Origin of the sequence: Wolbachia endosymbiont of Frankliniella intonsa (genome assembly GCF_029856955.1) — a bacterium.
GTDB lineage: Bacteria > Pseudomonadota > Alphaproteobacteria > Rickettsiales > Anaplasmataceae > Wolbachia.
In genome coordinates this window covers 564727-589756 of record NZ_CP097148.1, presented here as the reverse complement: position 1 = coordinate 589756, position 25030 = coordinate 564727, and the positions used below count along the sequence as shown (strand labels likewise).

Sequence of the window (25030 nt, the reverse complement as noted above, 5' to 3'; positions counted from 1 at the left end):
ATTAAAACTAAAAAAGCATTAACTTTGTCATCCAATGGCTTTTTGGTTTATATTTCTTATCTCTTAGAACCTGTTCATAATCTTTTAAGGAGGAAAGAAGTAAAAGCAAATTTGTAGGGTAGTATTAAGTTTACGCTCGCAATTTTTCCAAAGTCGCCTACATTTTTCCAACCAGGGAAAAGATCTCTCACGTTAGCTAGTTGTTACTCTCTAATCCTGAAAATTGGCGTTCTATACTGTCTTAAACGTTTTATAAGCTCGTTTCAGCTTATGTAGGTAAAAACCTAGAAATATTGTGAAGACATAAGGTGCACATAGTGCAAAAAATTAAAAATAAGACGCCAACTGTATAATACTTTTGTCGTTTAATCTGCACAGATTGAAGATAATAAAATACCTTAATTCTTATGATAAGGAAAATGGAAAAATGTGTAAAGTAATCTTTTTCACCTCTGTGAGCTACTTGAATTAAAAAAGAGGAGATACTAACCTCTTGCATTCAAACTCACATAAATCATGAATTATGCATGTTTCACACGAAGGTTTTTGCGCTTTGCAAACATATCTACCATGCAAAACTAGCCAATGATGAGCATAAAGTAGGTATTTTTTTGGCACTAGATTCAAAAGAGACTGCTCTGTTTTAAGTACATCTTTTTCTTTCACAAGCCCAACTCTATTGCTCACTCTAAAAACGTGAGTATCAACTGCCAATGTTGGAATACCAAGCCCTGAATTTAAGAACACATTAGCGCTCTTTCTCCCAACCCCTGGTAAAGATACCAAATCATCGAAATTAGTAGGCACTTTGCTATTGTGCCTCTCAATCAATATTTTACTGAGCCCGATTATATTTTTTGCTTTGGAATTATATAAACCAATACTGCTTATGCATTTTCTCAGCTCACTTTGCCCGAGATTCAACATTTTTTCTGGCGTATCAGCGATACTAAATAGCTCCTTTGTAATTTTATTAACACTTATATCGGTCGTCCGCGCTGACAGAACTATTGCAACTAATAACGTAAAATGATTGGTATAATTTAGCTCTATTTTTGGCGCAGGATTTGACTGTTGAAATTTTTCAAATATTAATTCTACTTTTTTTGAGTCCATGCATAGAGCTAAAAGCTTATACTATACTGTTTGCTGTGCAAATTCAATTGCTTGAGGATTAGATAGTCCTTCAATATTAACATCAGACATATCAGTTTTTACCTCATCAAAATTCCTTTCAGCAAACTCGCTTGCCACTTCTGCAAAACATTTTCTAACAAGAGGCATGATAATTGGCATTAACAGTTTTCGTGGATCATACCGTCCTAACAGATCAGTCTCCTTTTGCACTCTATCTCTTGGATCCTCTTCTAGTAAATCTTTCATGTGTTTTTCAGTGTATATTTCACAGCCTTTTGAGAAAATAGGAGCTAATGCTTCAATTAATACTGCCAATAACAATAGTGGAACAAGTATAGCCCCACCAACAGTTAATCCATTAGCAATGAAATTTGTTGTAACTAAATAAACAGAAAAAGCAGCTAAAGGATAGTTGATAAGAAGTTTACTGCTTAGCTCGATATAGCTAATTTTACTTATGAATTCATCAGTAGAAATTTCTGAGTTTTTATACTTTTCCATATAATAATTCACTAATGAACCAGTGACTTTATTACCAATGATATTAAATGCTATGATCCACCATGAAAAATAGCAACCTATAGTAACTGTAGTTAATAGAGCTAAAGGCAGAAGACTTATTTTGGGACAAGCAGTAGAGCATTTTTACGCTCTATAAATTTCAACGCTAATGCTTTCTTATCTTCTTTAACTAGGCTTCTCTTTTCTTCTAGAGGAGTAATATAATTGAATAATTGTATGCTTGGCTTTGTTATATATTGATATAGCTCTTTCGTTAATTTTGCACTTTCTACACTCTTCTTAAAATTATCTAAATTTGGATTTTGCAAAATCCTATTTATTTGAGCTTGGAGTTCCATGAATTTTTCTAGATCTTTTTCAAACGAACGATCATTCTTTTTTAATATAGAGATTAATTTATCAAAATCCTTACCTATAGCTTCTTCCTATAGTGAAACTCTCTTGCCGTTAAATGTCCATCACTTTCAGCATCAATACTGACTTTCACACAAGGATTTCCTGATTCCAAAGGCTCAATATATTTTTTTAGCTCTTGATAAGCTTTATAAATTCGATCAAATCTATTTTTGTCTCCACCTTTGTCAGGATGGTTTACAAGTATCAATTTATTATATTGTTTTTTCAGAAACTTGCTAAGAGCTTGGTAATCCTTACCTACAATTTGTTCAGCTTTTATCTCTAGTACGTTAAACAGATCATTATTATCATAAAACTCCTGACCAGTTAACTTAAAATGTTGACTCATTACTACGCCTCACATAGATACACGATACTATTAGTATAATATATTTAATGTTTCACACAAGCATAAAAATATCAAGCAACCACTAAGAGAAGAAACCCTCTTTCCCATCATACAAATACAACTTATCCATTCTCACCACATCAAAATTATGTTCCTCAAATTTGACTAGCAAGTTATTCACATCACTATTTGTAATTTCATTATTTGCAATGAACCTGCAGGTTATTTGGTCACTCGAAGACTTTGAGCCTCCTGGCCAAATTGCAAGTCCTTTTGAGTATATTGCTATCATTTTCAGATTACTCGATTCAAATAACCTAACTATTTGATCAAAATTGTTGGATTTGTCCCAAGCAAGCGTTATATCACTACCCACTAGCTTTTTAACTTTGTAATCTTGTTCGTAATTGTCTTGTACTTTATTTATTTTACTATCCGAATCACTGCTAATTATAAGCTCAGATAACGTTATGGGTTTTTTCCCTAGATTATCTATAACAGCTTGTGCAAATTCTTTTGTCCCAACTTTCTGCTTGCTCTTTTTCTCCTTATATAAATCAGCAGTGTGTATTCCATCTTCTAAGGTTTTTAACCATGCATTGTAAATTAGCTTTGCATTACTCACTTGACCGATATAGACCAACATATGCACTGCAGCATTTAAAAGACCAGAAGGATTAGCTATGTTTTTTCCTGCAATATCAGGAGCAGAGCCGTGAACCGCTTCGAACATTGCATATTCATTACCTATATTGCTACTTCCTGCAAGCCCTACAGAACCTGAGGTTTGTGCCACTATATCTGATAATATGTCGCCATATAGATTTTCAGTTACTATAACATCGAAATTCTCGGGCTCTGTAGCAACTTTTGCCATTCCAATATCAACTATATAATGTTCTATCTTTATATTTGGGTATTCTTTTGCAATACGATCAAACGCTGCATGAAAAGCGCCGTCAGTCATTTTCATTATGTTGTCTTTAGTCAGGCAAGTTACTTTTTTTCTGTTGTGTTTTTTCGCGTATTCAAAAGCATACCTGCATATCTTCTCTGATCCAGATCTAGTAATAATTTTAGTGCATTGGTAAGAATCACCAGTGAGCCTATGCTCTATTCCCGTATAAACGTCTTCTTCATTTTCACGTATTACAACAACATCAAATTTATCGAATTTATTTTCTATAACAGGGTGATACGAAATGCATGGTCTAATATTTGCATACAGCCCTAAGTTCTTTCTGAGCGCAACGTTTAAGCTTTTGTGCCCTTTACCTTGAGGGGTTGTTGTTGGAGATTTGAGTAATATCTTTGTCCTTTCGATAGATTCCCAACCACTCGGAGAAATTCCATGAGACCATTCCTTACTATAAACACGCTCTCCTATTTCAATAATATCTATTGAGATCTCTGCTTTCGCTTCACGCAATATCGACAGCACCGCTTCCATAATTTCTGGTCCGATACCGTCACCATACGCAACTGTGATTGGTGTTGACATAACTTTCCTAATTACACATGACTTAATGTTAATTCAAATGATAGAGTGACACAAGTAGCTAGTACTGTACAAGTTGAAATATTTACAGTTATTTAATAACATGTTCTTATGTCAGTTAGTAATGCGGGTGGGGTTGTATGGATACTAAAATAAGCTATGCAAGAGTTACGAGACGCATTTTTGCATTTGCGTTTGATCATATTTTATTAACGGCGATAAAGTATTTTATTGGATTTAACGTTGGATGTACCTTAGGTTCTTTAACACCCAATGCGGTTAAAATAATTTCAGACAACGGAACAATTCTTAATGTAACAGCGCTAATATTGGCATTAGCATTTTACGCATTTACGATAATAGAATTCGGCGGAACTCCGGGACAATTATTGCTTCGTATGCATATAAAAGACAAAAATACACTTGAAAAAATCACTATAACACAAACAATAATCAGAACAGGAACTTTTGGAGTGTTATATTTTATAATTTTTTATACAATATTGAGTATTTCTAGTCTATTTATAATTTTACCAATTATTATCATATTGTTTGCAACATTTGATAAGCATAAACATTTCCTTAATGACAAAATTGCAAAAACAGTAGTGATAGACTATGAACCTAGTTGATGTTTTTCTTTAGTTGTTATCACCAAGGGTGTTATTCCAGCGCGTGACCCACATCTGTACGAACATTGCAATTAGCAGGTAATTTGCATAATAGACGGTGTCATTCCAGTGCTTGACACTGGAATCCAGTTTTCCATATAATCTCATCGAAAACGTTGTAACCACTTTCTATGCTAGTGTGCTTTCATCAACCTTGATCCCAGTGTCAGCTACTTTCATGACAAGAAAAGAAGCACTGGTTTCACATGAATCTGAACAGATATCATGTTTTTCTTTATTTTACTGCTTACAAAGTGACTTTTTTTGTTTCTGCATAAGCTAAATTAACTACCAATATCATACCTGAAGAACCCACCTGACCATTCTAGAAAATTTAACGCTGAGTACACTTTACTTTTAGCTTCTTCCACAGTGTTTCCTTCTGCTACTATATTTAGCACTCTTCCGCCATCGGAAATCCAATTACCACTTTCATCCAACTTAGTACCAGCATGAAAAACTAGCACACCAGGAATGTTTTCAATTTTATCCAATCCTTTAATTACCTCTCCTTTTTGATAATCACCAGGATAGCCTTTACTTGCAACAACTACACAAACTGTAGTTTTGTGATTAAACTCCACCATTTTTGTATTTAACTTGCCTTCTGCAACTGACAACATCAACTTTAACAAATCACAATTTGGATCAAGTCTAGGTAAAATAGATTGTATTTCCGGATCCCCAAACCTAACATTATACTCAAGAAGCTTTGGACTATCTTTGCAAATCATTAAACCAGCAAAGAGTACTCCTTTATAGGATGTTCCCATGTTAGTCAGTGCTTGAATTGTAGGATATATTATTTTTTGTATAATTTTTTGTTCCATGTCCTTACTTATAATCGAAGGTGATGAATATGACCCCATGCCTCCAGTATTTTGGCCCTCGTTATTTTCATCAACTTTCTTATAATCTCTTGCACAACCAAAGGTTACTACTTTCAACCCATCAATAAGAGCAAAAAAACTTACTTCCTCTCCAATTAAAAACTCTTCTATGATTATTTCTTCACCTGACTCACCAAGATTTTTCTCCACTAGCATTGAATCTATTGCTGAAAAAGCCTCATTTTCTGTGTGGCATATTATGACACCTTTCCCTGCTGCAATTCCATTTGCTTTAATTACAAGCGGCAATTTTATTTTATTACTACGGACAAAATTTTTAGCTAACCTTTCATCAATAAAACGTTCATACTTGGCGGTCGGTATACCATATTGTTTACATAGTTCCTTCGTAAAAGACTTTGATGCCTCAAGTTTTGCAGCTGCTTGACTTGGAGCAAAAACGTTTATCCCCTCCGCAGTTAAATCATCAGCAAGCCCATTAATTATCGGCTGCTCTGGACCAATAATCACTAGCTCTATATTTTCTTTCTTGCAAAATTGTGTAACATCCACTGAATCTTGAATATTTATATTCATAAGAACTCCAAAATTTTCCATGGCCGGGCGACCAGGAGTAACATATAACTTAGTCAAGGTAGGAGACTTCTTTAAAGCCCAAAGTAAAGCATGCTCACGCCCACCAGAACCTATAACCAGAACCTTCATCTTTATTTCCTCGCTTTTCTATATGTCAAAATTATTGTTTGCTTATAACAGTATCATTACTCATGTATCTTTGCAACACGTTTGGTATTGTAACTGACCCATCGGAATTTTGATAATTCTCCATTATGGCAACAATTGTTCTTCCTATGGCTAAAGCTGAGCCGTTTAAAGTGTGAACGTATTTTTTTGTTTTTCTGTCAGTTTCTAAGAAGTATTTAGTATTCATTCTTCTTGCCTGGAACGTACCGCAATTTGAGCAGCTTGATATTTCTCTGTACTTATTTTGCTCAGGTAACCATACCTCTATATCATAAGTCTTTTGTGCAGCAAAGCCCATATCACCACTACAAAGCAGCATTATTCTATACGGTAGTTCTAATTTTTTTAATATTTCCTCAGCAGCATTTGTCATACGTTCAAGCTCGTCTTTTGACTGGTCTTCAGTTGTGATGCTTACCAACTCCACTTTACCAAATTGGTGTTGCCTTATCATACCTCTTGTATCTCGTCCTGCACTGCCAGCTTCTTTACGAAAACATTCTGAATATGCAGTAAACCGAATAGGCAGTTCTTTTTCTTCTATTATTTTGTCAGCAACTAAATTTGTTAAAACTACTTCACTTGTGGTAATTAATCTTAATTTATCGGTAGTTAAATATGAGTCATCAGAAAATTTTGGTAGCTGACCAACGTTATACATCGCCTCGTTTTTCACCAGGGCTGGGTGATACACCTCAGTATAGGCAAATTCATTAACATGTGTTTCCAGCATAAAATTTATTAATGCTCGTCCAAGCTTAGCTAACTGTCCTTTTAGTATTGTAAACCTTGATCCAGAAATTTTTGCTGCTTGTTCAAAATCCATCAAGCCTAACCTTTCTCCGAGTTCATAATGAAATTTTGGTGTAAAATCAAATTTTCTTTTCTTTCCATATTTTCTGATTTCTACGTTGGAGCTCTCATCTTCACCTATTGGTACATTTTGTGCAGAAATATTTGGTAAGTTAGATAAAATATCCACTAACTTATTTTTTTCTGTTTGCTCCTTGAGGCTGATTGTCTCTATCTCACTTGTGATGCTTTTTGATAACTTTACTTGTTCTTCACATGGGCTTTTGTTCATTTTAAGCCTCTTTATTTCTTCCGTGACCTCGTTTCGTTGCTTGTTTAAAGCTTGCAATTTAGTAGTCAGTGATCTTTTTTTATGGTCTATCTCTAATATTTCTTTTGCAGTAAATTCTTTCACCCCTCTGCTTTTTATTGCTTTTTCAAATCCTTTAGGGTTTTTGCGTATATGTTCTATATCATGCATATGTTGTGCTATTACTAACATCATTACTCTACTTCAAAAGCTTTGAATGCTCAATATTTTTACATATAAATGCTAATATTGATTTTACCTTCATAATTTGCTAGAATTGATAAACGCGAAATATAATATGTTAGCCATCATAGAAAGATACAATAAATCTAAAGAGAGTACTCACTTCACTAAACTTAAGGCTGGCGGAAGATTTGCCATTTATGCGCTTGGTATATACTTAGCAGCTACAGTTACTATTGGCTGTTTGGGGTTAATAATAGGATCTACTTTCTTAACTTTACCGCTTGCTATGCTAATTTTTCATCCTGTAGCTTGGATCTTAATGGGAATAGTGCTTACAGCAACATACAAGATGGTTATTGAACCTTTATTTTACTTGGTAAAAGATTATGTTGATGGAAAAGGAATTATAAAGGAAGAAAAGAGTGAAGAAAAAGGAGTTGAGTTACGAGAACAGAATCCAAAAGAGCCAAAGTTAACAAGTATGGATAGTCTGGTAATGTTGGATAATACTGTTAAAAATGGAGAATTAATAAAAAGTCAATCATTGTACAGTGGACTAGATGTTATATCAAGAAAAACAGATGATTCGGATAAGAGGGTACGTAGAAATTCCTATTCTCCATCTACAGATAGTGGTGTGAGTATGGGCTCAATAGAAAGTGAGCAACCTAAACAAACAAAAATTGTTCGATATAATACTACAGGTGATGGAAACTGCTTTTTTCATGCAGTGTTTGGTGATAGCAGCTCCGGTCAATATAAGGGTGAAAGAGCACAAGATATGAGAATGGAATGGAACAAATTTTTAAGTCAATTTAAATCTTTAAGTGATTCAAGTATGCCAACTCCTTTAAAGGAGCAGCTAGAAAAGGTTTTTAATATGTTTTTAAATAATCCAGGCGATTTAACTGGTAAGTCTGATAAAATAAGGAAGTTGGTTGAACAAATGAATAAGGAAATTAAAAATGCTGAAGATAATGTAGAAAAGTTAGTTAGTAAAGCTGTTAGTAAACTTAATATATCACGCGATCAAGCTATACATAATTTAAAAGAATATGCAGAAGCTCTTTATGGCCTTGGTGAAAATGAATACAATACCCAGTATAATAGTGGATTTATTACAGAATCATTCCTTAACAAACCTGAACTCTATCAAGCTTATCTTGAAGCAATAAAAAGTCAAAGTTATTTTATTTTTATTGAAGAAATTAGTATATTAGCTTCTTTAGCTAATATTGAAATTAATGTTTACTATAAAGATAACAACAGCGAGGAGCAAAAAAAGTTTGAGCCAAATCTACAAATGATAAATGATGATCAACTAAATCAGATATTTAATCGTGAGAGTTATAAATTAAATGACGAGTTGTGGGGTGATAAAAAACAAGAAACGATATACTTAACGCCTGGTCATTATGAGAGGTGCGAGGTGGTAGAGGTAGAGCCTTCTCTTATAGAGAAAGTAAATTCATCTGTGCAAGATGTTATAATAGCAGCTTGTAATAGTGTTAAAAATGCATTTTCTAGCGACTAGAAAGCCTATGTCCCTACAAATAGGAAGTTTGACGATTGATTCTCCAGTTATTTTAGGGCCAATGTCTGGAGTGACTGACTATCCATTTAGGAGTATTGTAAAGAAACTTGGTGCAAGTTTGCTAGTCTCAGAAATGATTGCAAGCAGAGCTATGATCATGCAAACTCGCCAGAGCATGCAAAAAGCAAAAGTCGATGAACTAACCGCTGTACAACTTGCTGGTTGTGAGCCTGATGTTATGGCGGAAGCTGCAAAGTTAAATGAGGGCATGGGTGCAAAAATCATAGATATAAATTTTGGTTGTCCAGTTAAAAAAGTTGTAAACGGTTACGCAGGGTCAGCACTTATGCGTGATGAAAAAAAGGCTGCTGAGATAATAGAAGCTGTAGTCAAGTCAGTGAGTGTGCCAGTTACAGTAAAAATGCGTACTGGATGGAATGACGAAAATCGTAATGCTCCGCGCTTGGCAAAAATTGCAGAGGATTTGGGAGCACAGATGATTACTGTACATGGAAGAACAAGGGCACAGCTTTATAATGGTCAAGCAGATTGGAAATTCGTTAGAAATGTCAAAGAGCAGGTAAAAATTCCGGTTATAGTAAATGGGGATATTAAAAATTTGGACGATATTCAAAACGCGCTCAAAGAATCAGGGGCAGACGGAGTGATGATAGGTCGTGGTGCTTACGGCAAACCTTGGCTGATTAATCAAGCAATAAACTTTTTGAGTGGAAATAAAGTTTATGAGCCAACAGCCTCAGAGAGATTAAGCATAATACTCAAGCATTATGACAGTATTCTTGAGTACTATGGAAGCGATACAGGAATAAAGATGGCCCGCAAACATATAGGATGGTACAGTAGCGGGCTTCAAAACTCATCTGAATTTCGTGTAAGAGTAAATAACATAATAGACAGCACAGAGGTGAAAGAAAATATAATTGATTTTTTTAGTTAAAAACAGATTAAACATACTACCTCATTAGCTATATTCAATTTGACTGATCATAGTGCGATGCCACCACACTCTCTTCTTCATCAGAATGTAATTGATAACTATTATCACTCAGCAATTTTTCGTCATAAGTCTCAATATCAAAATATTTTTCATATTTATCTATATTTTCACAAAGCGAAAGTGCTTTCACCTTATTCATAATCAGACCCGTACCAGCAGGAATTAACCTTCCTACTATAACATTTTCTTTTAACCCACTCAAAGGATCACTCTTTCCGCAAAATGCTGCTTCCGTAAGTACTTTTGTTGTTTCTTGGAAAGAGGCAGCAGAAATAAAGGAATTAGTTTCAAGGCTTGCTCTAGTAATTCCCTGCAGAATAGGAAGATAATGAGCAGGTCGTTTTCCAGAGTTATTCATAGCATCATTTTCTCTATCAATTTCCAGCCTGTCGATATTTTCTCCAATTAAGTACATAGTATCACCAGGATCGGTAATTTCTACTTTTTGTAGCATTTGCTTTAAGATCACTTCTAAATGCTTGTTATCTATGCGCACACCTTGCAATCTATAAACTTGCTGTATTTCAGAAATCATATAGTGTGCTAACGCTTCTAACCCAAGCACACGTAGAATATCATGAAGATCAGGATCGCCATCCATCAATAAATCACCTTTACGCACAAAATCACCTTCATTGACTATTACATGCTTACTTCTTGATACTAAATACTCAACTTGAGAAGCTCGCTCATCTACAGGTTTAATTACTACACTGCGTTTTCCTCTACGGTCTTTTTCAGAGCACGTTACATAGCCATCTATTTCACTAACGATAGCATGCTCTTTAGGACGACGTGCTTCAAATAATTCTATAACCTTAGGCAAGCCACCAGTAATATCACGAGTTCTAACTGACTCTCTAGGCGTTCTTGTGATAACATCACCTGCATGAACCTTTTGGCCATCCTGTACATTAAGCACTGCACCAACTGGTATAAAGTAACATGCTTCCACACCACTTGAAAGTGTTATTACTTTTTCATTATCATCAAGCAGTGCAATACGAGGACGTAAATTAGCTACACCAGAGTGCAATTTCCAATCTTTTACTACTCTATTTGATATTCCTGTAGATTCATCCATCACTTCAGTGATTGAAATTCCATCTTTTAAATCCTGGTAAGATATTGTACCACTCTTTTCCGTAATAATAGGTAGTGTATACGGATCCCATTCCGCAACTTTATCACCAATTTTTACTAACTCACCCTCATTTGCATAAAGTTTAGCACCATAAGGCACACTGTGCTTCAATTTTTCACTACCAAGGCTATCAATTAAAACGACTTCACAGGAACGGCTTATCACAATTTTATTTCCGTTTTTATCTATAATTATATTACTATTGTTCAGTTTTATTCTAGCATTAATAGAAGCTATAATATTTGAGGATTCAACACCCCTAGTCATTACCCCACCTATATGGAAAGTACGCATCGTTAACTGAGTACCTGGCTCTCCAACAGATTGAGCAGCGATAACACCAACTGCTTCACCTATTGAAACAATTTTACCAGTTGCAAGGTCTCTTCCATAACACAAAGAACACACACCAGGACTTATTTCACAAGTTAAAGGCGATCTAATTTTTATAGCATCAAGACCTGCAATGTTGATTTGCTTTACTTTATCTTCATCAATTAATTCACCTGCTTTTAATAATAACTCTTTGGTTACTGGGTTATATATATCATTTGCAGCTGTTCTACCCAGTACAACACTCTCTAGAGATGCAACTATAGTACTACCTTCAACTATAGCTCTTACAATAAGGCCATTTTTCGTTTTACAGTCATGTTTTGTAACTATGCAATTTTGAGATACATCAACCAAGCGACGAGTTAAGTATCCAGAGTTTGCAGTTTTAAGTGCAGTATCAGCTAAACCTTTACGTGCACCGTGAGTAGAATTAAAGTATTCAAATACATTTAATCCTTCGCGAAAATTAGAAATTATAGGTGTTTCTATAATTTCACCAGAAGGTTTGGTCATTAACCCTCGCATTCCTGCTAACTGCTTCATCTGGGAAGTAGAACCTCTTGCACCTGAGCTAACCATCATATATATTGAATTGTACTTACTATTTTCATCATACACAGATATCGCTTTTAACATATCATTCGCTATTATATCTGTGCACTTAGACCACTCATCTATAACTTTATTATACCTCTCACTTTTAGTGATTAGTCCGTCTTGATACTGTGCAGAAAATTTCTTAATTTCACCCCTTGTATAATCAACGTGTGTAGCTTTAGTTTCAGGTATGACCATATCGCAACGACTAAAAGAAGTACCAGAAAATGTAGCATACTCAAAGCCAAGTGTCATAAATTTATCAGAAAATACCACTGTAGCACTTTGACCGCAGCTACGATATACTAAATCAACAATACTAGTTATTTCCTTAACTGTTAATACCTGATTTATTAAATCGAAGCTTAGATTCTCATGTTTAGGAAAAATCTGCCATAATATTAAACGTCCAGGAGTTGTACAAATAGTTTTATACTGAATGTTTCCATCGCTATTGATGTGTTCCATTTTGTACTTTATATGAGAATGAATATGCAGAGTACCGTTGTTTAAGGAATGCTCAACTTCACAAAAAGCACAAAAAAGTGGTAAATCATCCTTCTTAAGTTGCTGTAAAGTTAGGTAGTATATACCAAGCACTATATCTTTACTAGGAACTATAATCGGTCTTCCATTAGAAGGACTTAAAACGTTATTAATTGACATCATCAACACTCTAGCTTCAAGTTGAGCTTCCAATGAAATTGGCACATGTACTGCCATTTGATCACCATCAAAGTCAGCGTTAAATGCTGTACAAACAAGTGGATGAAGCTGTATTGCTTTACCTTCAATAAGGACTGGCTCAAAAGCCTGAATACCAAGCCTGTGTAGCGTAGGCGCTCTATTTAGTAAAACAGGATGCTCTTTTATTACTTCTTCAAGCATATCCCAGACTTCTGGCTTTTCTGCTCTTATTAACTTACTAGCAAATTTAATAGTTGGAGCGATTCCATATATTTTAAGCCTTGAGTAAACAAAAGGCTTGAATAACTCAAGAGCCATTCTTTTCGGTAATCCACACTGATTTAGTTTTAAAGTTGGACCAACAACTATTACAGAACGTCCAGAATAATCTACCCTTTTTCCTAAAAGATTCTGACGGAAACGACCTTGCTTTCCTTTCAGCATATCGCTAATAGACTTTTTATACCCAGTAGCGCCAGCTTTATTTACCAGAGCATTACGACGACTATTATCAAAAAGAGAATCAACTGCCTCTTGTAACATTCTTTTCTCATTACGAATCATAATCTCAGGAGGATTCAAACTTAACAATTTTCTCAATCTATTATTTCTATTAATAATAGTTCTATAATGATGATTTAAATCAGAAACTGCAGGTCGACCACTTTCAAGCGATACCAAGGGACGCAAGTCAGGTGGTAAAATAGGTATAGCTGTAAGTATCATCCACTCAGGTCTGTTTCCAGACTTGATAAAATTTTCAACAATACGTAATCTCTTTATAATTTTCTTTCTTCTCATTTCAGAAGCAACAGACTCTAACTCCCGTCTTAAATTCTTCCTAATTTCATGTAAATCAAGGCGTATTAGCAATTCTCTTATAGCTTCAACACCTTGCATAGCTATAAAGCTATCGACCCCATAGCTATCTTTAGCTTCATTATAAGCTTTCTCACTAATAATTTCACCTTTTTCAAAAGAGGAAACAAGAGGATCTATTACAACATAATTATCACTATACAAAATACTTTCGATATCTCTAAGAGACATATCTAATAATGCTCCAATTCTTGAAGGAAGTGACTTCAAAAACCATATATGAGCAACAGGAGATGCAAGCTCTATATGACCCATTCTTTCTCTTCTTACTTTAGAAGATGTAACTTCTACTCCACATTTTTCGCATATACGGCCCCTATGTCTTCTTTTTTTGTACTTTCCACATAAACATTCATCATCATTGACAGGACCAAAAATTTTAGGACAAAATAATCCACCTTTCTCAACTTTGAATGTACGGTAGTTTGCAGTTGAAACATCTGTTATCTCTCCATAAGACATACGTTTAATACTTTCAGGGCTAGCAATGGAAATGCTAACCTCATTAAAAGATTGCGCGATGTTAGTATGAGATATATCTTCAATTACTATGTCATTTTGCTTCAAATCCACATTAAAACACAGGGAACGCAACTCTTTTATCATGACATTAAAGGATTCAGGAATTCCACATTCAAAGTTACTGTCACCTTTTATTACCGATTCATAAATCTTAACCCTGCCATTAATATCATCAGACTTCACAGTTAACATTTCCTGTAAAGTGTAAGCAGCACCATAGGCTTGCAATGCCCAACATTCCATTTCACCAAAACGCTGACCACCAAAATGAGACTTTCCTCCAAGAGGTTGTTGAGTAACCAAACTATAAGGTCCTACTGAACGCGCATGAATTTTACCATCTACTAAGTGATGCAACTTAAGCATGTACATGTAACCAACTGTAACTTTGCGATCAAACTTCTCACCCGAGCAACCATCATATAATACAACTTGCCCAGAGTTATCCAATCCAGCAAGTTCAAATAGCTTTACTATTTGTTCATCTTTTGGACCTTCAAATACAGGTGCAGTAACAGGAATGCCATCACGCAACTTATACGCAAATTCAATGAGGTGATTATCATTAATATCGCGAATGTTATTACAAATAGATAAATTACTGCCACAACTATAAACCTCAATCAGGAAGTGACGTAAACTACTGTGTGCATCTTTACAAGAGTTGAAATAATTCTCTACTAATGTAGTCAATTCATTATTTAATTCATCCTTATTAGGCGTATCTAAAATAGAAGCCGTTATTTCATCATCATTAATATCCTCAAATTTTTTATTATCAAGATATAATGCTGCAAATTTTTCAAAATCATCATCACTGAGAGATCTAATTGCCTCACAAAAAGCACGTTTGATTTTATTGATCTCATCAAGAATATTGCCTACTTTTTCTCCTAATTTTTTACAAGCCCAACCTACATGCGTTTCCAATATTTGACCTACATTCATTCGCGAAGGAACGCCAAGAGGGTTAAGAATAATATCAATAGGAGTACCATCTTCTAAATAAGGCATATCTTCTACTGGAACAACTCGAGAAATCACACCTTTATTTCCATGTCTACCAGCCATTTTATCCCCTGGCTGCAAACTATGTTTTACAGCAATAAAAACTTTTACTGACATCGACACACCTTGAGGCAGATCATAGCCTTCATGCAATTTTTCTACTTTTCGCTTAAAGTTTGCTATCGCATGTGATACTTTTTCATCAAAATCTTTTTTTAAGCTCTCAACTTGCTTAGAAATAGATTGGTTTTTCAATCCTATATCCCACCATCCCTCACGTTCAATAAAATTAATACTTTCTCGATCTTGAGAGCCAGAATTAATAAGAATTTTTCTTAATTCATCATAGAAATATTGATTAATAACATTGATTATATGGTCTCGTTCTTTCTCAAAGTCGTTTACCTCTTTTTGTTTAATAAGAAACGCCCTTTCGTTTTCTTCTTCCCCTCTGCGTGTAAAGACCTGCACATCAATCACTATCCCTTCAATATCTGGAGATGTATATAAAGAGGAATCCACACAATCAAATGACTTTTCACCAAAAATTGTCATTAACAATTTTGTCTCAGGAGGCAATGAAAGAGAATGCTTAGGTGTAACTTTCCCCACCAAAATATAACCTGGACCAACTCTTGTACCAACCTTTACTATACCACTATCATCCAAGTGATAAAGATTTTCTTCATTAACACCGGGTATGGCACGAGTTATTTTTTCCGACCCTAAAGGAGTGTCATGTACAACACATTCAAATTCTTCTATATGAATAGAAGTAAATAGATCTTTTTTAACAACTTCACTAGAAATAATGATTGAGTCTTCAAAATTATAACCTTGCCAAGACATAAAAGCGACTAGCAAGTTTTGGCCAAGTGCCAATTCACCGTTATTAATAGCAGGACCATCAGCTATCACATCACCTTCCTTAACACAATCACCCACATGCACCAGTGGTTTCTGGTTAATACAAGTATTATGGTTAGAGCGCTGAAATTTTCTTAGATGATAAATATCTACATCCAAGTAGTTAATTCCTCCTTTGTCAAAAGCACGTATAACTATAGAGTTACTATCTGAGCTGTCAACTATGCCACCACGTTTTGCTAAAACCACAGCACCAGAGCCAGAAGCTACGAAAGATTCCATGCCAGTAGCAACCAAAGGAGCAGTAGGCTTCAATAAAGGTACAGCTTGACGCTGCATATTTGAACCCATTAACGCTCTATTAGCATCATCATTTTCTAAAAATGGAATTAAAGAAGCAGCAACCGATATTACCTGCTTAGGAGATAAATCAATGTAACTTACTTGATTACTATTTACCATTACAAAGGTACCAGCATACCTACAGTATAACATATCATCAACAAAGCAGTTGTTCTCATCAAGCTTTGCGCTGGTATCGGCTATATAATATAAAACTTCATCTATAGCAGACAGATACTCAATTTGATCAGTAACAACCTTATTAACTACTTTCCTATAAGGACTTTCAATGAACCCATATTTATTAATACGAGAGTATATAGCTAAGCTGTTAATTAAGCCTATATTCTGCCCCTCAGGAGTTTCAATAGGGCAAATTCTTCCGTAATGAGTTGGATGAACATCACGCACTTCAAATCCCGCCCTCTCTCTTGTTAAACCACCAGGACCTAACGCTGACAACCTTCTTTTATGTGTTATTTCAGATAATGGATTAGTCTGATCCATAAATTGAGATAATTGGGAAGAGTTGAAAAAATCTCTTAAGACATTGGTTAACACTTTTGGATTTATAAAATCAGATGGAGAGACTTTATCTAAACTAGAAGTAGACATAGAATCAACTACTGCCCGTCCCAATTTTAATAATCCAGTTCTAAATTGATTTTCTATAAACTCTCCAACTGAACGGACTCTTCTATTTGCTAAATGATCAATATCATCTACAGATCCTTGACCATCACGTAACAATACTATTTTTCTTATAATTTCAATAATGTCTTCATGTGTTAAAGTAGTTAAATTTTCCTCATAATTTAACCCAAGGCAAGAGTTAAGTTTTAATCTACCAATGTTAGACAAATCATAATATTCCGAACTGAAGAAAAGATTACGAAAAAACTCCTCTACTATCTTTAAAACAGGAACTTCACCAGGACGCAAAACCTTATATATTTCATATAGAGCGTTCTCATAAGACATGTTTTCATCTAAGAAAAGTGTGTTTAATATGTAAGGTCCAACAGAAACATTATCTATGTTCAACACTGATATTTTATCTATAGATAATAATTCAAGCTTTTTTATATCCTCTAATCTTATAGATTCACCAGCAGATAAGACTTTTGTAGAACTAGCACTATCTATTAAATCTTCTGCAAGAAATAAACCACATATAGAATCATAAGGAATTAGATACTCCTTCAATCCGTTATCATATAGATTTTTAGCTAATTTTGAAGTAATACGAACATTAGCTTTAAGTAACACATTGCCTTCAACATTCTTCAAATCAAAAGGAAGCCTCACTCCCTTGAATTTATCATGGGAAAAAGGTACTCTCCAGCCACTTTTATGTTTTATATACTCTATTTTTTCATAAAATTTATTAAGTACGTCATTATTTGATAAGCCCAAAGCCTTTAATAAAACTGATATTGGCAACTTTCTCTTTCTATCAATACGAAAATACAAATGATCTTTAACATCAAACTCAATATCAAGCCAAGAACCTCTATAAGGAATAACTCTAGCAGAATAGATTAATTTGCCAGAATTGTAAGTTTTTCCCTTATCACTATCAAAAAACACTCCAGGAGATCTATGCATTTGTGAAACGATAACTTTCTCTACGCCATTGATGATGAAAGTACCTTTATCAGTCATCATAGGCAGTTCACAAAAGCGAACCTCCTGCTCTTCAGCAGATTTTATAACAGTTGCAAGCTTAGAATGATCATCATCTTCTTTAATCTCTTGATATTTTTCAAGAGAAACACCATCCTGCATAATAACAAGACGTATAGAAGCAATAACCTGAGCAGAAAAAGTTATACCACGTTTTATACATTCAGATTCACTATACTTAAGATCATCTACCCTACAATTCAAAAATTCGATAGTAGCCCTATGGAAAGGATCAGATATTGGAAAAACTGTATGAAAGATAGCTTCAAGTCTTTCATTACTCTCATTATTAGGAGTAAAGGAATTATATGACCCCTTTTGGACTTTAACCAAATCCAACAAAGAATCTTTTAAATCAATCGACCTGGAATAAGAAACTCTAGGAAGAAAAGCACTAGAAGCACACATATAAGAAGAATCAACCATTAAAATACCTTCACTAATTAAAAGAGCTATATCAACATAAAATTAATATACTAACATTTTATTCAAGCTCAACTTTAGTTGCTCCTGCTTCAATAAGTTTTTGCTTTATTTTTTCTGCTTCGTCTTTAGAAACATTAGCAGTCAAATCTTTGGGTAAAGACTCAACTAATTCTTTCGCTTCTTTTAAATTCAATGTAGAATTAACTTCTCTAATAGCTTTAATCACTCCTATTTTTTTGCTTGCATCAATCTCTTTGATTACAACTTTATATTCAGCTTTTTCTTGAGCAACAGGAGCATTAGCATTATCACTAATAGGCACCCCAGCACCAACAGCTCCACCAAGAAAAGAACCACTAGGCAACCCTATTTTTTCTTCTAGAACTTTTACAAGTTCAGAAGCCTCTAATAGATTTAAAGATAATATTTTATCAACCAAATCACTTGTTACATTATTCATACTTACCACCTTATTTAACAACAAATTTATTTTTTAGAACTATAGTAATCCAAAACTCTCATAAGCCTCATAGAAGATGAATTAATAGACAATGCTAACCGAGCAGGAATATCATAAGATATTAAACGCATAATTTTAACACGTAATTCATCGAGAGAGGGAAGCTTAGCCAATTTATTAACATCTTCCACTGTTAATAATTCATTTATATGAGCCGCACAAATCACAGACATTTTTTCTTTGTTAGCATTAATAAAATCAACTATTAACTTTGCAGCTTCTACTATAGCGCTAGAGTATATAATAGCAACAGAACCAGAAAATTTACCTGATAAATAAGAAAATTTACTAGTCCTTTCCAAAGCCAAGCAAGCTAGAGTATTTTTAACTACTAACATCCCACCCATTACAGATTTTAGACTATTCCTAAGAATTAATGAATTGCTAACACTCATAGACTTGAAATTTACCAATATTAAGAAATCATTATTTACAAACACATTGATTATGTTTTGTATAAATTCATCCTTATCTTTACGCTTCACAATTTCGCTCCCTTAAATTATATCTTCTACTTTGTTTATTTTATGAGCTTTACCCATAGTTGAATTTAAAAAAATGCTTTTAAAGTAAACTCCTTTCACAGAAGCAGGTTTATTATCTCTAATTACTTTAAGAAAGGCTTTTAAATTTTCCAACAAATCATCAATATCAAATTTAATACTTCCTAATTTACCATGAATAACCCCATTTTTATCCGTCCTCAATTTTATTTGACCAGACTTAATGGTTTTAGTAGCTTCCGCAATGTTAGAAGTCACAGTACCAAATTTAGGGTTAGGCATCATCCCTTTAGCACCCAATACTTTTGCAATAGGAGTGATTTTTGCCATGAAATCAGGAGTAGTGATGCACCAATCAACATTCAACTTTCTACCTTTTTTTATCTCTTCAACTAAATCTTCTCCTCCTGTAATATCAGCACCAGCTTTTTCAGCTTCTAATAAATGTTTATCTTGAGCAAAAACAGCTACTTTAATATTCTTTCCGATACCTTTGGGCAAAACTACTGTACCACGCACCTGCTCTTCAGATTTACGTGAATCTACACCTAAATTGACTGCGATATCAACTGATTCATTAAATTTTGCTGAAGCAGACTCAACAATCTTCTCCAAACACTGCTTAAAATTATCATTATATGTACTCATTTACCTAACCTTCCACAACTTCTATACCCATAGATTTTGCAGTGCCTATAACCATCTTCACTGCTGAATCTTCATTATCCACTTTCATATCAACCATCTTACACTTTGCCACTTTAATGATAGCAGACATAGATAATTTAGCCACTAATTCTTTACCAGAATTACCAGAACCTTTACTTAATTTAGCTTCCTGCTTAAGCAAATAAGCCACAGGCGGACCGCTGACAGTAAAATCATGAGAGCGATCATCCTTTATGGAAATTCTCACTGTTACTAAATCACCTACTTTATAACTAGCGTTAGCAGCGCTAGTAGCTTTATTAAAAGCTTCACAAAATTTAGGAACAGGTATACCACGCGGGCCAAGTACTGAAGCAATTTTCGGTCCTGGAACTGCTTTTCCAGCTTCCATAAGCAAGTTAATCTTAGCAACTACATTACTCATAATTAATCCTCTATTTTCTCTACTTGAGCCAAATCAAGCTCTATTATTGTTGGCTTACCTAAGATTGATACTTCAACATTAATAATTTTTTTCTCATCATTTACCATGTCTACCTTACCAGTAAAATTTTGAAAAAGACCATCATTAATTTTTACTTTTTCACCTTTCTCATAACCATAACTCAACTTTTTCGTTTCTTGAGCATTGTAAAGCGCACTACACATTGAGCGAATCTCATTATCCTCAATCACCTTTGGAACATTACCATTTTTCAAAAATCCATAAACCTTAAGAGATTTTGGTATATTATTAATAAAATTTAATACCTCATCGCATAAATTCATATATAAAAAGACATAACCAGGAAAGGACTTCCTTCGTTTAGCATTTTTTTTAGATTTTAAATCCATCTCACTTAATTCTTCACAAGGAATAAAAACCCTATTAAAATAATTATTAATATTCAATCTCATAGAATTTTCTAATATATATTGGCGCACTTTCTCTTCATAATTAGAGGCAACTCTTAAAATGTACCACTTATATCTATTAAATTCCTTACGTTTTAAAATTACCTCATCATCTGAAATCATCTCAAAATGACCAGACTCATCACCACAAAACCCAGTCATTTGATTCAAAATATTTTTACTTTCATCACATAGATGCATACATATATATATTTCACATAACTCTTTTATATCAGATTTTACATCACATACTGTCTGATAAGGAATAAACACCTCCTTAAAGTAAACAGTATTGGTTGCCAACTCGCATATATCCTTCTCATACCCGTAATCGACTTTAATGATATACCATTTATACTTATATTCCATAAATAATTCCAAATAAAGTCTTAATTACGTAAAGAGACATAAAATCTACGAAGCAAAAGAAAATCGAAAAGCATAATATAACAGTTATTACAATAAACAAAGATGACAATAGCTGCTGTTTTTTTATCCAAGCAATTCTCCTTATTTCTTGCTTTATGTCGCAAAAAAAAACATACAGGTTTTTTAACATTTCTACCATAATATTAATGCAGGAGCGATAGGAATTGAACCTACAACCTCTGGTTTTGGAGACCAGCGCTCTACCAATTGAGCTACACTCCTATAATTCAAAGTTTACTCTAAAATTTCCGAAACAACGCCAGAACCAACAGTTCTACCACCTTCTCTTATCGCAAAACGTAATCCTTTATCCATTGCTATTGGTACTTGCAACTCCACTTCTATACTTACATTGTCCCCTGGCATTACCATCTCCTTTCCATCTAGCAATTTTATGCTCCCAGTTACATCCGTTGTCCTTAAATAAAACTGTGGCTGATAATTTCCAAAAAATGGTGTATGCCTTCCTCCTTCTTCTTTCTTCAATATATACGCCTCCGCATTAAATTTCTTATGCGGAGTTATTGTCCCTGGTTTTGCCAATACTTGCCCTCTCTCCACTTCTTCTCTCTTTGTTCCTCTTAGTAGTATTCCTACATTGAGTCCTGCACTTCCCTTATCTAGCAACTTCTTAAACATCTCAACACCAGTACATATCGTCTTTTGCGTCGCTTTCAGACCTATTATCTCTATCTCATCCCCTGTCTTTATCTCCCCCTTCTCTATTCTTCCTGTTACTACCGTTCCTCGGCCCGATATTGAAAATACATCTTCTATTGGCAATAAAAACGGCAAATCTATAGGCCTTGGAGGTACTGCCACATACTCATCTAACTTCTCCATCAATTTATCTATTGATTTCTTTCCATACTCACTACCATCATCCTCTAATGCTTTTAACGCAGACCCAACTATCATAGGCACTTCATCACCTGGAAATCCATACTTACTCAGCAACTCTCTCACTTCCATTTCTACCAAATCTATCATATCAGCATCAGCAACATCAGCTTTATTTATATATACCACGATATATCCAACACCCACCTGTTTTGCCAGCAATATATGCTCTCTCGTTTGTGGCATCGGCCCATCAACCCCTGACACTACCAATATCGCTGCATCCATCTGCGCTGCACCTACTATCATATTCTTTACATAATCAGCATGTCCAGGGCAATCAACGTGTGCATAGTGTCTCTTTTCTGTTTGATATTCAACATGCGCTGTTGCTATTGTTATACCTCTCTTTCTTTCTTCTGGCGCTTTATCTATTTGATCATATGCTACAAAATTACCATAATGCTTTGTTATCGCCGCTGTTAACGTTGTCTTCCCATGATCCACATGTCCTATCGTTCCCACGTTTACATGGGGCTTTCCAAATGCTTCTACTATCGCTGTCATAATTACTAACCTTTAATTATATTTTAACTTTAACTCATCAACCACATATTGTGGCACTTGTTCATAACAAGAAAAATGCATACTATACTGAGCTCTTCCCTGAGATATAGAACGCAAAACATTTATATAACCAAACATATTTGCAAGAGGAACCGAAGCAGTAATTATTTTGCTATTATTACCTAAATCCAGCATATCAACAACACTGCCTCTTCTACTATTTATATCACCCATAACATCACCCATATATTCTTCAGGAGTAATGATTTCCACTTTCATTATAGGTTCTAGCATTTTTGGACCAGCTTTATTTGCCATTTCCTTAAAAGCACCTTTAGCAGCAAGTTCAAAAGCCAAAGGACTAGAATCAACATCATGAAAAGCACCATCAAGAAGAGTAGCCTTAAAATCAATCAATGGAAAGCCGGAAATTATACCACCTTCTTTTATGAACTCTAAGCCATTTTGCACTCCAGGTATATACTCTTTTGGAATAGCACCGCCTACAATTTTACTTTCAAACTGAAAGCCACAACCAGGCTCAAGAGGTTCGAATTTTATTTTAACTTTAGCAAACTGACCAGCACCACCTGATTGTTTTTTATGAGTGTAATCAATTTCAACAGATTTAGTGATAGTTTCACGATATGCAACTTGAGGCGCACCAACGTTAGCTTCAACATTAAACTCGCGCTTCATTCTATCAATAATAATCTCAAGATGCAGCTCACCCATACCTTTCAATATAGTCTGCCCACTCTCCGCATTTACTGATATCCTTAAAGAAGGATCTTCTGCAACCAATCTATTCAAAGCAATACCTAATTTTTCCTGATCTGAGGTGGTTTTCGGTTCTATAGCAGTTTCAATAACAGGATCAGGAAATTCCATACGCTCTAATAGTATAGGAAAATCAGATGAACATAAAGTATCACCAGTAATTGTTTTCTTTAATCCAACTAAGGCAACTATATCACCAACTTTAGCTTCGTTTATATCTTCTCTGTTATTTGCATGCATAAGCAACATTCTACCAATTCCTTCAGTCTCATTCTTTCCAGCATTTAACACAGCAGATTTAGATTTTAACTTACCGGAATAAATACGAATAAACGTCAAGCTACCTACAAATTTATCCGTCATCACTTTAAACGCAAGAGCAACGAATTTCTCTTTTTCTGAAGGTTTGATCTCAATTTTCTTTTCTGAATCTTTAGGATCAGTTCCAATAATTACATCAACATCAATAGGAGAGGGTAAAAAATCAACCACACCATCTAAAAGTGATTGCACGCCTTTGTTTTTAAAAGCTGACCCACATAATACAGGGACAAATTTTCCTTTAATGGTCCCACTTCTCACACACTTTTTCAATAAATCAACTGGCAGATCGTTAGATTCAAAGTAAGTATTTATCGCCTCATCATCCATTTCAGCTGCAGCATCTAATAAAAGATTCCGATACTCTTGAGCCTTATCAAGCAAATCAGAAGGAATATCTTCATGAGAAAATTTAGCACCTAATGTTTCTTCTTGCCATATAATAGCTTTCATAGAAATAAGATCGATTATGCCTTTAAAATCTTTCTCACTTCCTATTGGCAACTGAATAACTAAAGGTGATGCGCCAAGCTTCGTTTTTATCATATCGACACATCGATAAAAATTTGCCCCGATTCTATCCATTTTATTAACAAAGCAGATACGAGGAACGGTATATTTATCAGCTTGACGCCAAACTGTCTCAGACTGAGGCTCAACTCCAGCAACTCCATCAAATACAGCAACTGCACCATCCAAAACCCTCAAAGATCTCTCAACTTCAATAGTGAAATCAACATGACCAGGAGTATCTATTATATTAATCCTATGATCATTCCAAAAACATGTTGTTGCAGCAGAGGTAATTGTAATGCCACGCTCCTTCTCTTGCTCCATCCAATCCATAGAAGCTGCACCATCGTGCACTTCACCAATCCTATTTTGTTTACCAGTATAAAATAAAATACGCTCTGTTGTGGTGGTCTTGCCAGCATCTATATGAGCCATTATTCCTATATTTCTATACCTAGATATTAAAACTTCCATACCACAATCAATCAGCTA

At 34.6% G+C, this 25030-nt stretch carries 16 protein-coding genes, 1 tRNA gene and 3 pseudogenes; 3 read left to right on the top strand and 17 right to left on the bottom strand.

Features of this window, described 5'->3' with window-relative positions; all coding sequences use genetic code 11:
• Positions 1–74: 74 nt before the first annotated feature.
• The 4 genes and pseudogenes from M3L71_RS03295 to icd form a co-directional block, all read right to left on the bottom strand.
• Positions 75–189: pseudogene (locus tag M3L71_RS03295) on the bottom strand (IS5/IS1182 family transposase); the annotation flags it as partial.
• A 279-nt stretch (positions 190–468) separates the two neighbouring features.
• Positions 469–1116 (bottom strand): endonuclease III, encoded by a 648-nt coding sequence (gene nth, locus M3L71_RS03290; protein ID WP_280143981.1) that lies wholly within the window; start codon positions 1114–1116, stop codon positions 469–471.
• A 21-nt stretch (positions 1117–1137) separates the two neighbouring features.
• Positions 1138–2404 (bottom strand): annotated as a pseudogene (locus tag M3L71_RS08565) (molecular chaperone DnaJ).
• 82 nt (positions 2405–2486) lie between these two features.
• Positions 2487–3905, bottom strand: a complete 1419-nt coding sequence (icd, locus tag M3L71_RS03270; RefSeq protein WP_280143977.1) for an isocitrate dehydrogenase — start codon at positions 3903–3905, stop codon at positions 2487–2489.
• A gap of 137 nt (positions 3906–4042) precedes the next feature.
• On the opposite strand from icd, the gene M3L71_RS03265 reads away from it, so the two are divergent.
• Complete coding sequence (locus M3L71_RS03265; protein WP_280143976.1) at positions 4043–4534, top strand: RDD family protein; 492 nt, start codon at positions 4043–4045, stop codon at positions 4532–4534.
• Between the two features lie 74 nt (positions 4535–4608).
• Here M3L71_RS03265 and M3L71_RS08560 read toward each other — a convergent pair.
• The 3 genes and pseudogenes from M3L71_RS08560 to serS form a co-directional block, all read right to left on the bottom strand.
• Positions 4609–4674 (bottom strand): annotated as a pseudogene (locus M3L71_RS08560) (WPE palindromic element domain-containing protein); the annotation flags it as partial.
• Positions 4675–4857: 183 nt separating this feature from the next.
• Entirely contained in the window at positions 4858–6129 is a 1272-nt protein-coding gene (gene purD, locus M3L71_RS03260; protein ID WP_280143975.1) for a phosphoribosylamine--glycine ligase, read from the bottom strand.
• Positions 6130–6160: 31 nt separating this feature from the next.
• Positions 6161–7441, bottom strand: coding sequence for a serine--tRNA ligase (gene serS, locus M3L71_RS03255; protein ID WP_280143974.1), 1281 nt, complete (start codon positions 7439–7441; stop codon positions 6161–6163).
• A 127-nt stretch (positions 7442–7568) separates the two neighbouring features.
• On the opposite strand from serS, the gene M3L71_RS03250 reads away from it, so the two are divergent.
• Together M3L71_RS03250 and dusB are read left to right on the top strand one after the other, a co-directional pair.
• Complete coding sequence (locus M3L71_RS03250; RefSeq protein ID WP_280143973.1) at positions 7569–8990, top strand: hypothetical protein; 1422 nt, start codon at positions 7569–7571, stop codon at positions 8988–8990.
• Between the two features lie 7 nt (positions 8991–8997).
• Positions 8998–9948, top strand: coding sequence for a tRNA dihydrouridine synthase DusB (gene dusB / locus M3L71_RS03245; protein WP_280143972.1), 951 nt, complete (start codon positions 8998–9000; stop codon positions 9946–9948).
• A gap of 34 nt (positions 9949–9982) precedes the next feature.
• On the opposite strand, the gene M3L71_RS03240 is transcribed toward dusB, so the two are convergent.
• The 10 genes from M3L71_RS03240 to fusA form a co-directional block, all read right to left on the bottom strand.
• Positions 9983–18502, bottom strand: a complete 8520-nt coding sequence (locus M3L71_RS03240) for a DNA-directed RNA polymerase subunit beta/beta' (protein WP_280143971.1) — start codon at positions 18500–18502, stop codon at positions 9983–9985.
• A 58-nt stretch (positions 18503–18560) separates the two neighbouring features.
• Positions 18561–18962 (bottom strand): 50S ribosomal protein L7/L12, encoded by a 402-nt coding sequence (gene rplL / locus M3L71_RS03235; RefSeq protein ID WP_007301986.1) that lies wholly within the window; start codon positions 18960–18962, stop codon positions 18561–18563.
• Between the two features lie 26 nt (positions 18963–18988).
• On the bottom strand, positions 18989–19507 hold the full coding sequence (gene rplJ / locus M3L71_RS03230; RefSeq protein ID WP_280143970.1) for a 50S ribosomal protein L10: 519 nt from the start codon (positions 19505–19507) through the stop codon (positions 18989–18991).
• Positions 19508–19519: 12 nt separating this feature from the next.
• On the bottom strand, positions 19520–20173 hold the full coding sequence (rplA, locus tag M3L71_RS03225; RefSeq protein WP_280143969.1) for a 50S ribosomal protein L1: 654 nt from the start codon (positions 20171–20173) through the stop codon (positions 19520–19522).
• Between the two features lie 4 nt (positions 20174–20177).
• Positions 20178–20618 (bottom strand): 50S ribosomal protein L11, encoded by a 441-nt coding sequence (locus tag M3L71_RS03220; RefSeq protein ID WP_010406829.1) that lies wholly within the window; start codon positions 20616–20618, stop codon positions 20178–20180.
• Between the two features lie 2 nt (positions 20619–20620).
• Positions 20621–21457, bottom strand: coding sequence for a transcription termination/antitermination protein NusG (gene nusG, locus M3L71_RS03215; RefSeq protein ID WP_280143968.1), 837 nt, complete (start codon positions 21455–21457; stop codon positions 20621–20623).
• Positions 21447–21647, bottom strand: a complete 201-nt coding sequence (secE, locus tag M3L71_RS03210; RefSeq protein WP_280143967.1) for a preprotein translocase subunit SecE — start codon at positions 21645–21647, stop codon at positions 21447–21449. Before secE ends, nusG begins: the two co-directional genes overlap by 11 nt.
• A 19-nt stretch (positions 21648–21666) precedes the next feature.
• Positions 21667–21739 (bottom strand) — tRNA-Trp (locus M3L71_RS03205).
• 12 nt (positions 21740–21751) lie between these two features.
• Positions 21752–22924, bottom strand: a complete 1173-nt coding sequence (gene tuf, locus M3L71_RS03200) for an elongation factor Tu (protein WP_280143440.1) — start codon at positions 22922–22924, stop codon at positions 21752–21754.
• A gap of 12 nt (positions 22925–22936) precedes the next feature.
• A complete protein-coding gene (gene fusA, locus M3L71_RS03195) occupies positions 22937–25012 on the bottom strand; it encodes an elongation factor G (RefSeq protein ID WP_280143966.1) in 2076 nt (691 codons plus the stop codon).
• Positions 25013–25030: the final 18 nt, after the last annotated feature.

What these genes read in the sequence shown, in the direction of transcription:
- nth (WP_280143981.1), bottom strand. Translation starts at nt 1,116, where the DNA reads ATGGACTCAAAAAAAGTAGAATTAATATTTGAAAAATTTCAACAGTCA.
- icd (WP_280143977.1), bottom strand. Translation starts at nt 3,905, where the DNA reads ATGTCAACACCAATCACAGTTGCGTATGGTGACGGTATCGGACCAGAA.
- M3L71_RS03265 (WP_280143976.1), top strand. Translation starts at nt 4,043, where the DNA reads ATGGATACTAAAATAAGCTATGCAAGAGTTACGAGACGCATTTTTGCA.
- purD (WP_280143975.1), bottom strand. Translation starts at nt 6,129, where the DNA reads ATGAAGGTTCTGGTTATAGGTTCTGGTGGGCGTGAGCATGCTTTACTT.
- serS (WP_280143974.1), bottom strand. Translation starts at nt 7,441, where the DNA reads ATGCATGATATAGAACATATACGCAAAAACCCTAAAGGATTTGAAAAA.
- M3L71_RS03250 (WP_280143973.1), top strand. Translation starts at nt 7,569, where the DNA reads ATGTTAGCCATCATAGAAAGATACAATAAATCTAAAGAGAGTACTCAC.
- dusB (WP_280143972.1), top strand. Translation starts at nt 8,998, where the DNA reads ATGTCCCTACAAATAGGAAGTTTGACGATTGATTCTCCAGTTATTTTA.
- M3L71_RS03240 (WP_280143971.1), bottom strand. Translation starts at nt 18,502, where the DNA reads ATGGTTGATTCTTCTTATATGTGTGCTTCTAGTGCTTTTCTTCCTAGA.
- rplL (WP_007301986.1), bottom strand. Translation starts at nt 18,962, where the DNA reads ATGAATAATGTAACAAGTGATTTGGTTGATAAAATATTATCTTTAAAT.
- rplA (WP_280143969.1), bottom strand. Translation starts at nt 20,173, where the DNA reads ATGAGTACATATAATGATAATTTTAAGCAGTGTTTGGAGAAGATTGTT.
- M3L71_RS03220 (WP_010406829.1), bottom strand. Translation starts at nt 20,618, where the DNA reads ATGAGTAATGTAGTTGCTAAGATTAACTTGCTTATGGAAGCTGGAAAA.
- nusG (WP_280143968.1), bottom strand. Translation starts at nt 21,457, where the DNA reads ATGGAATATAAGTATAAATGGTATATCATTAAAGTCGATTACGGGTAT.
- secE (WP_280143967.1), bottom strand. Translation starts at nt 21,647, where the DNA reads ATGTTAAAAAACCTGTATGTTTTTTTTTGCGACATAAAGCAAGAAATA.
- tuf (WP_280143440.1), bottom strand. Translation starts at nt 22,924, where the DNA reads ATGACAGCGATAGTAGAAGCATTTGGAAAGCCCCATGTAAACGTGGGA.
- fusA (WP_280143966.1), bottom strand. Translation starts at nt 25,012, where the DNA reads ATGGAAGTTTTAATATCTAGGTATAGAAATATAGGAATAATGGCTCAT.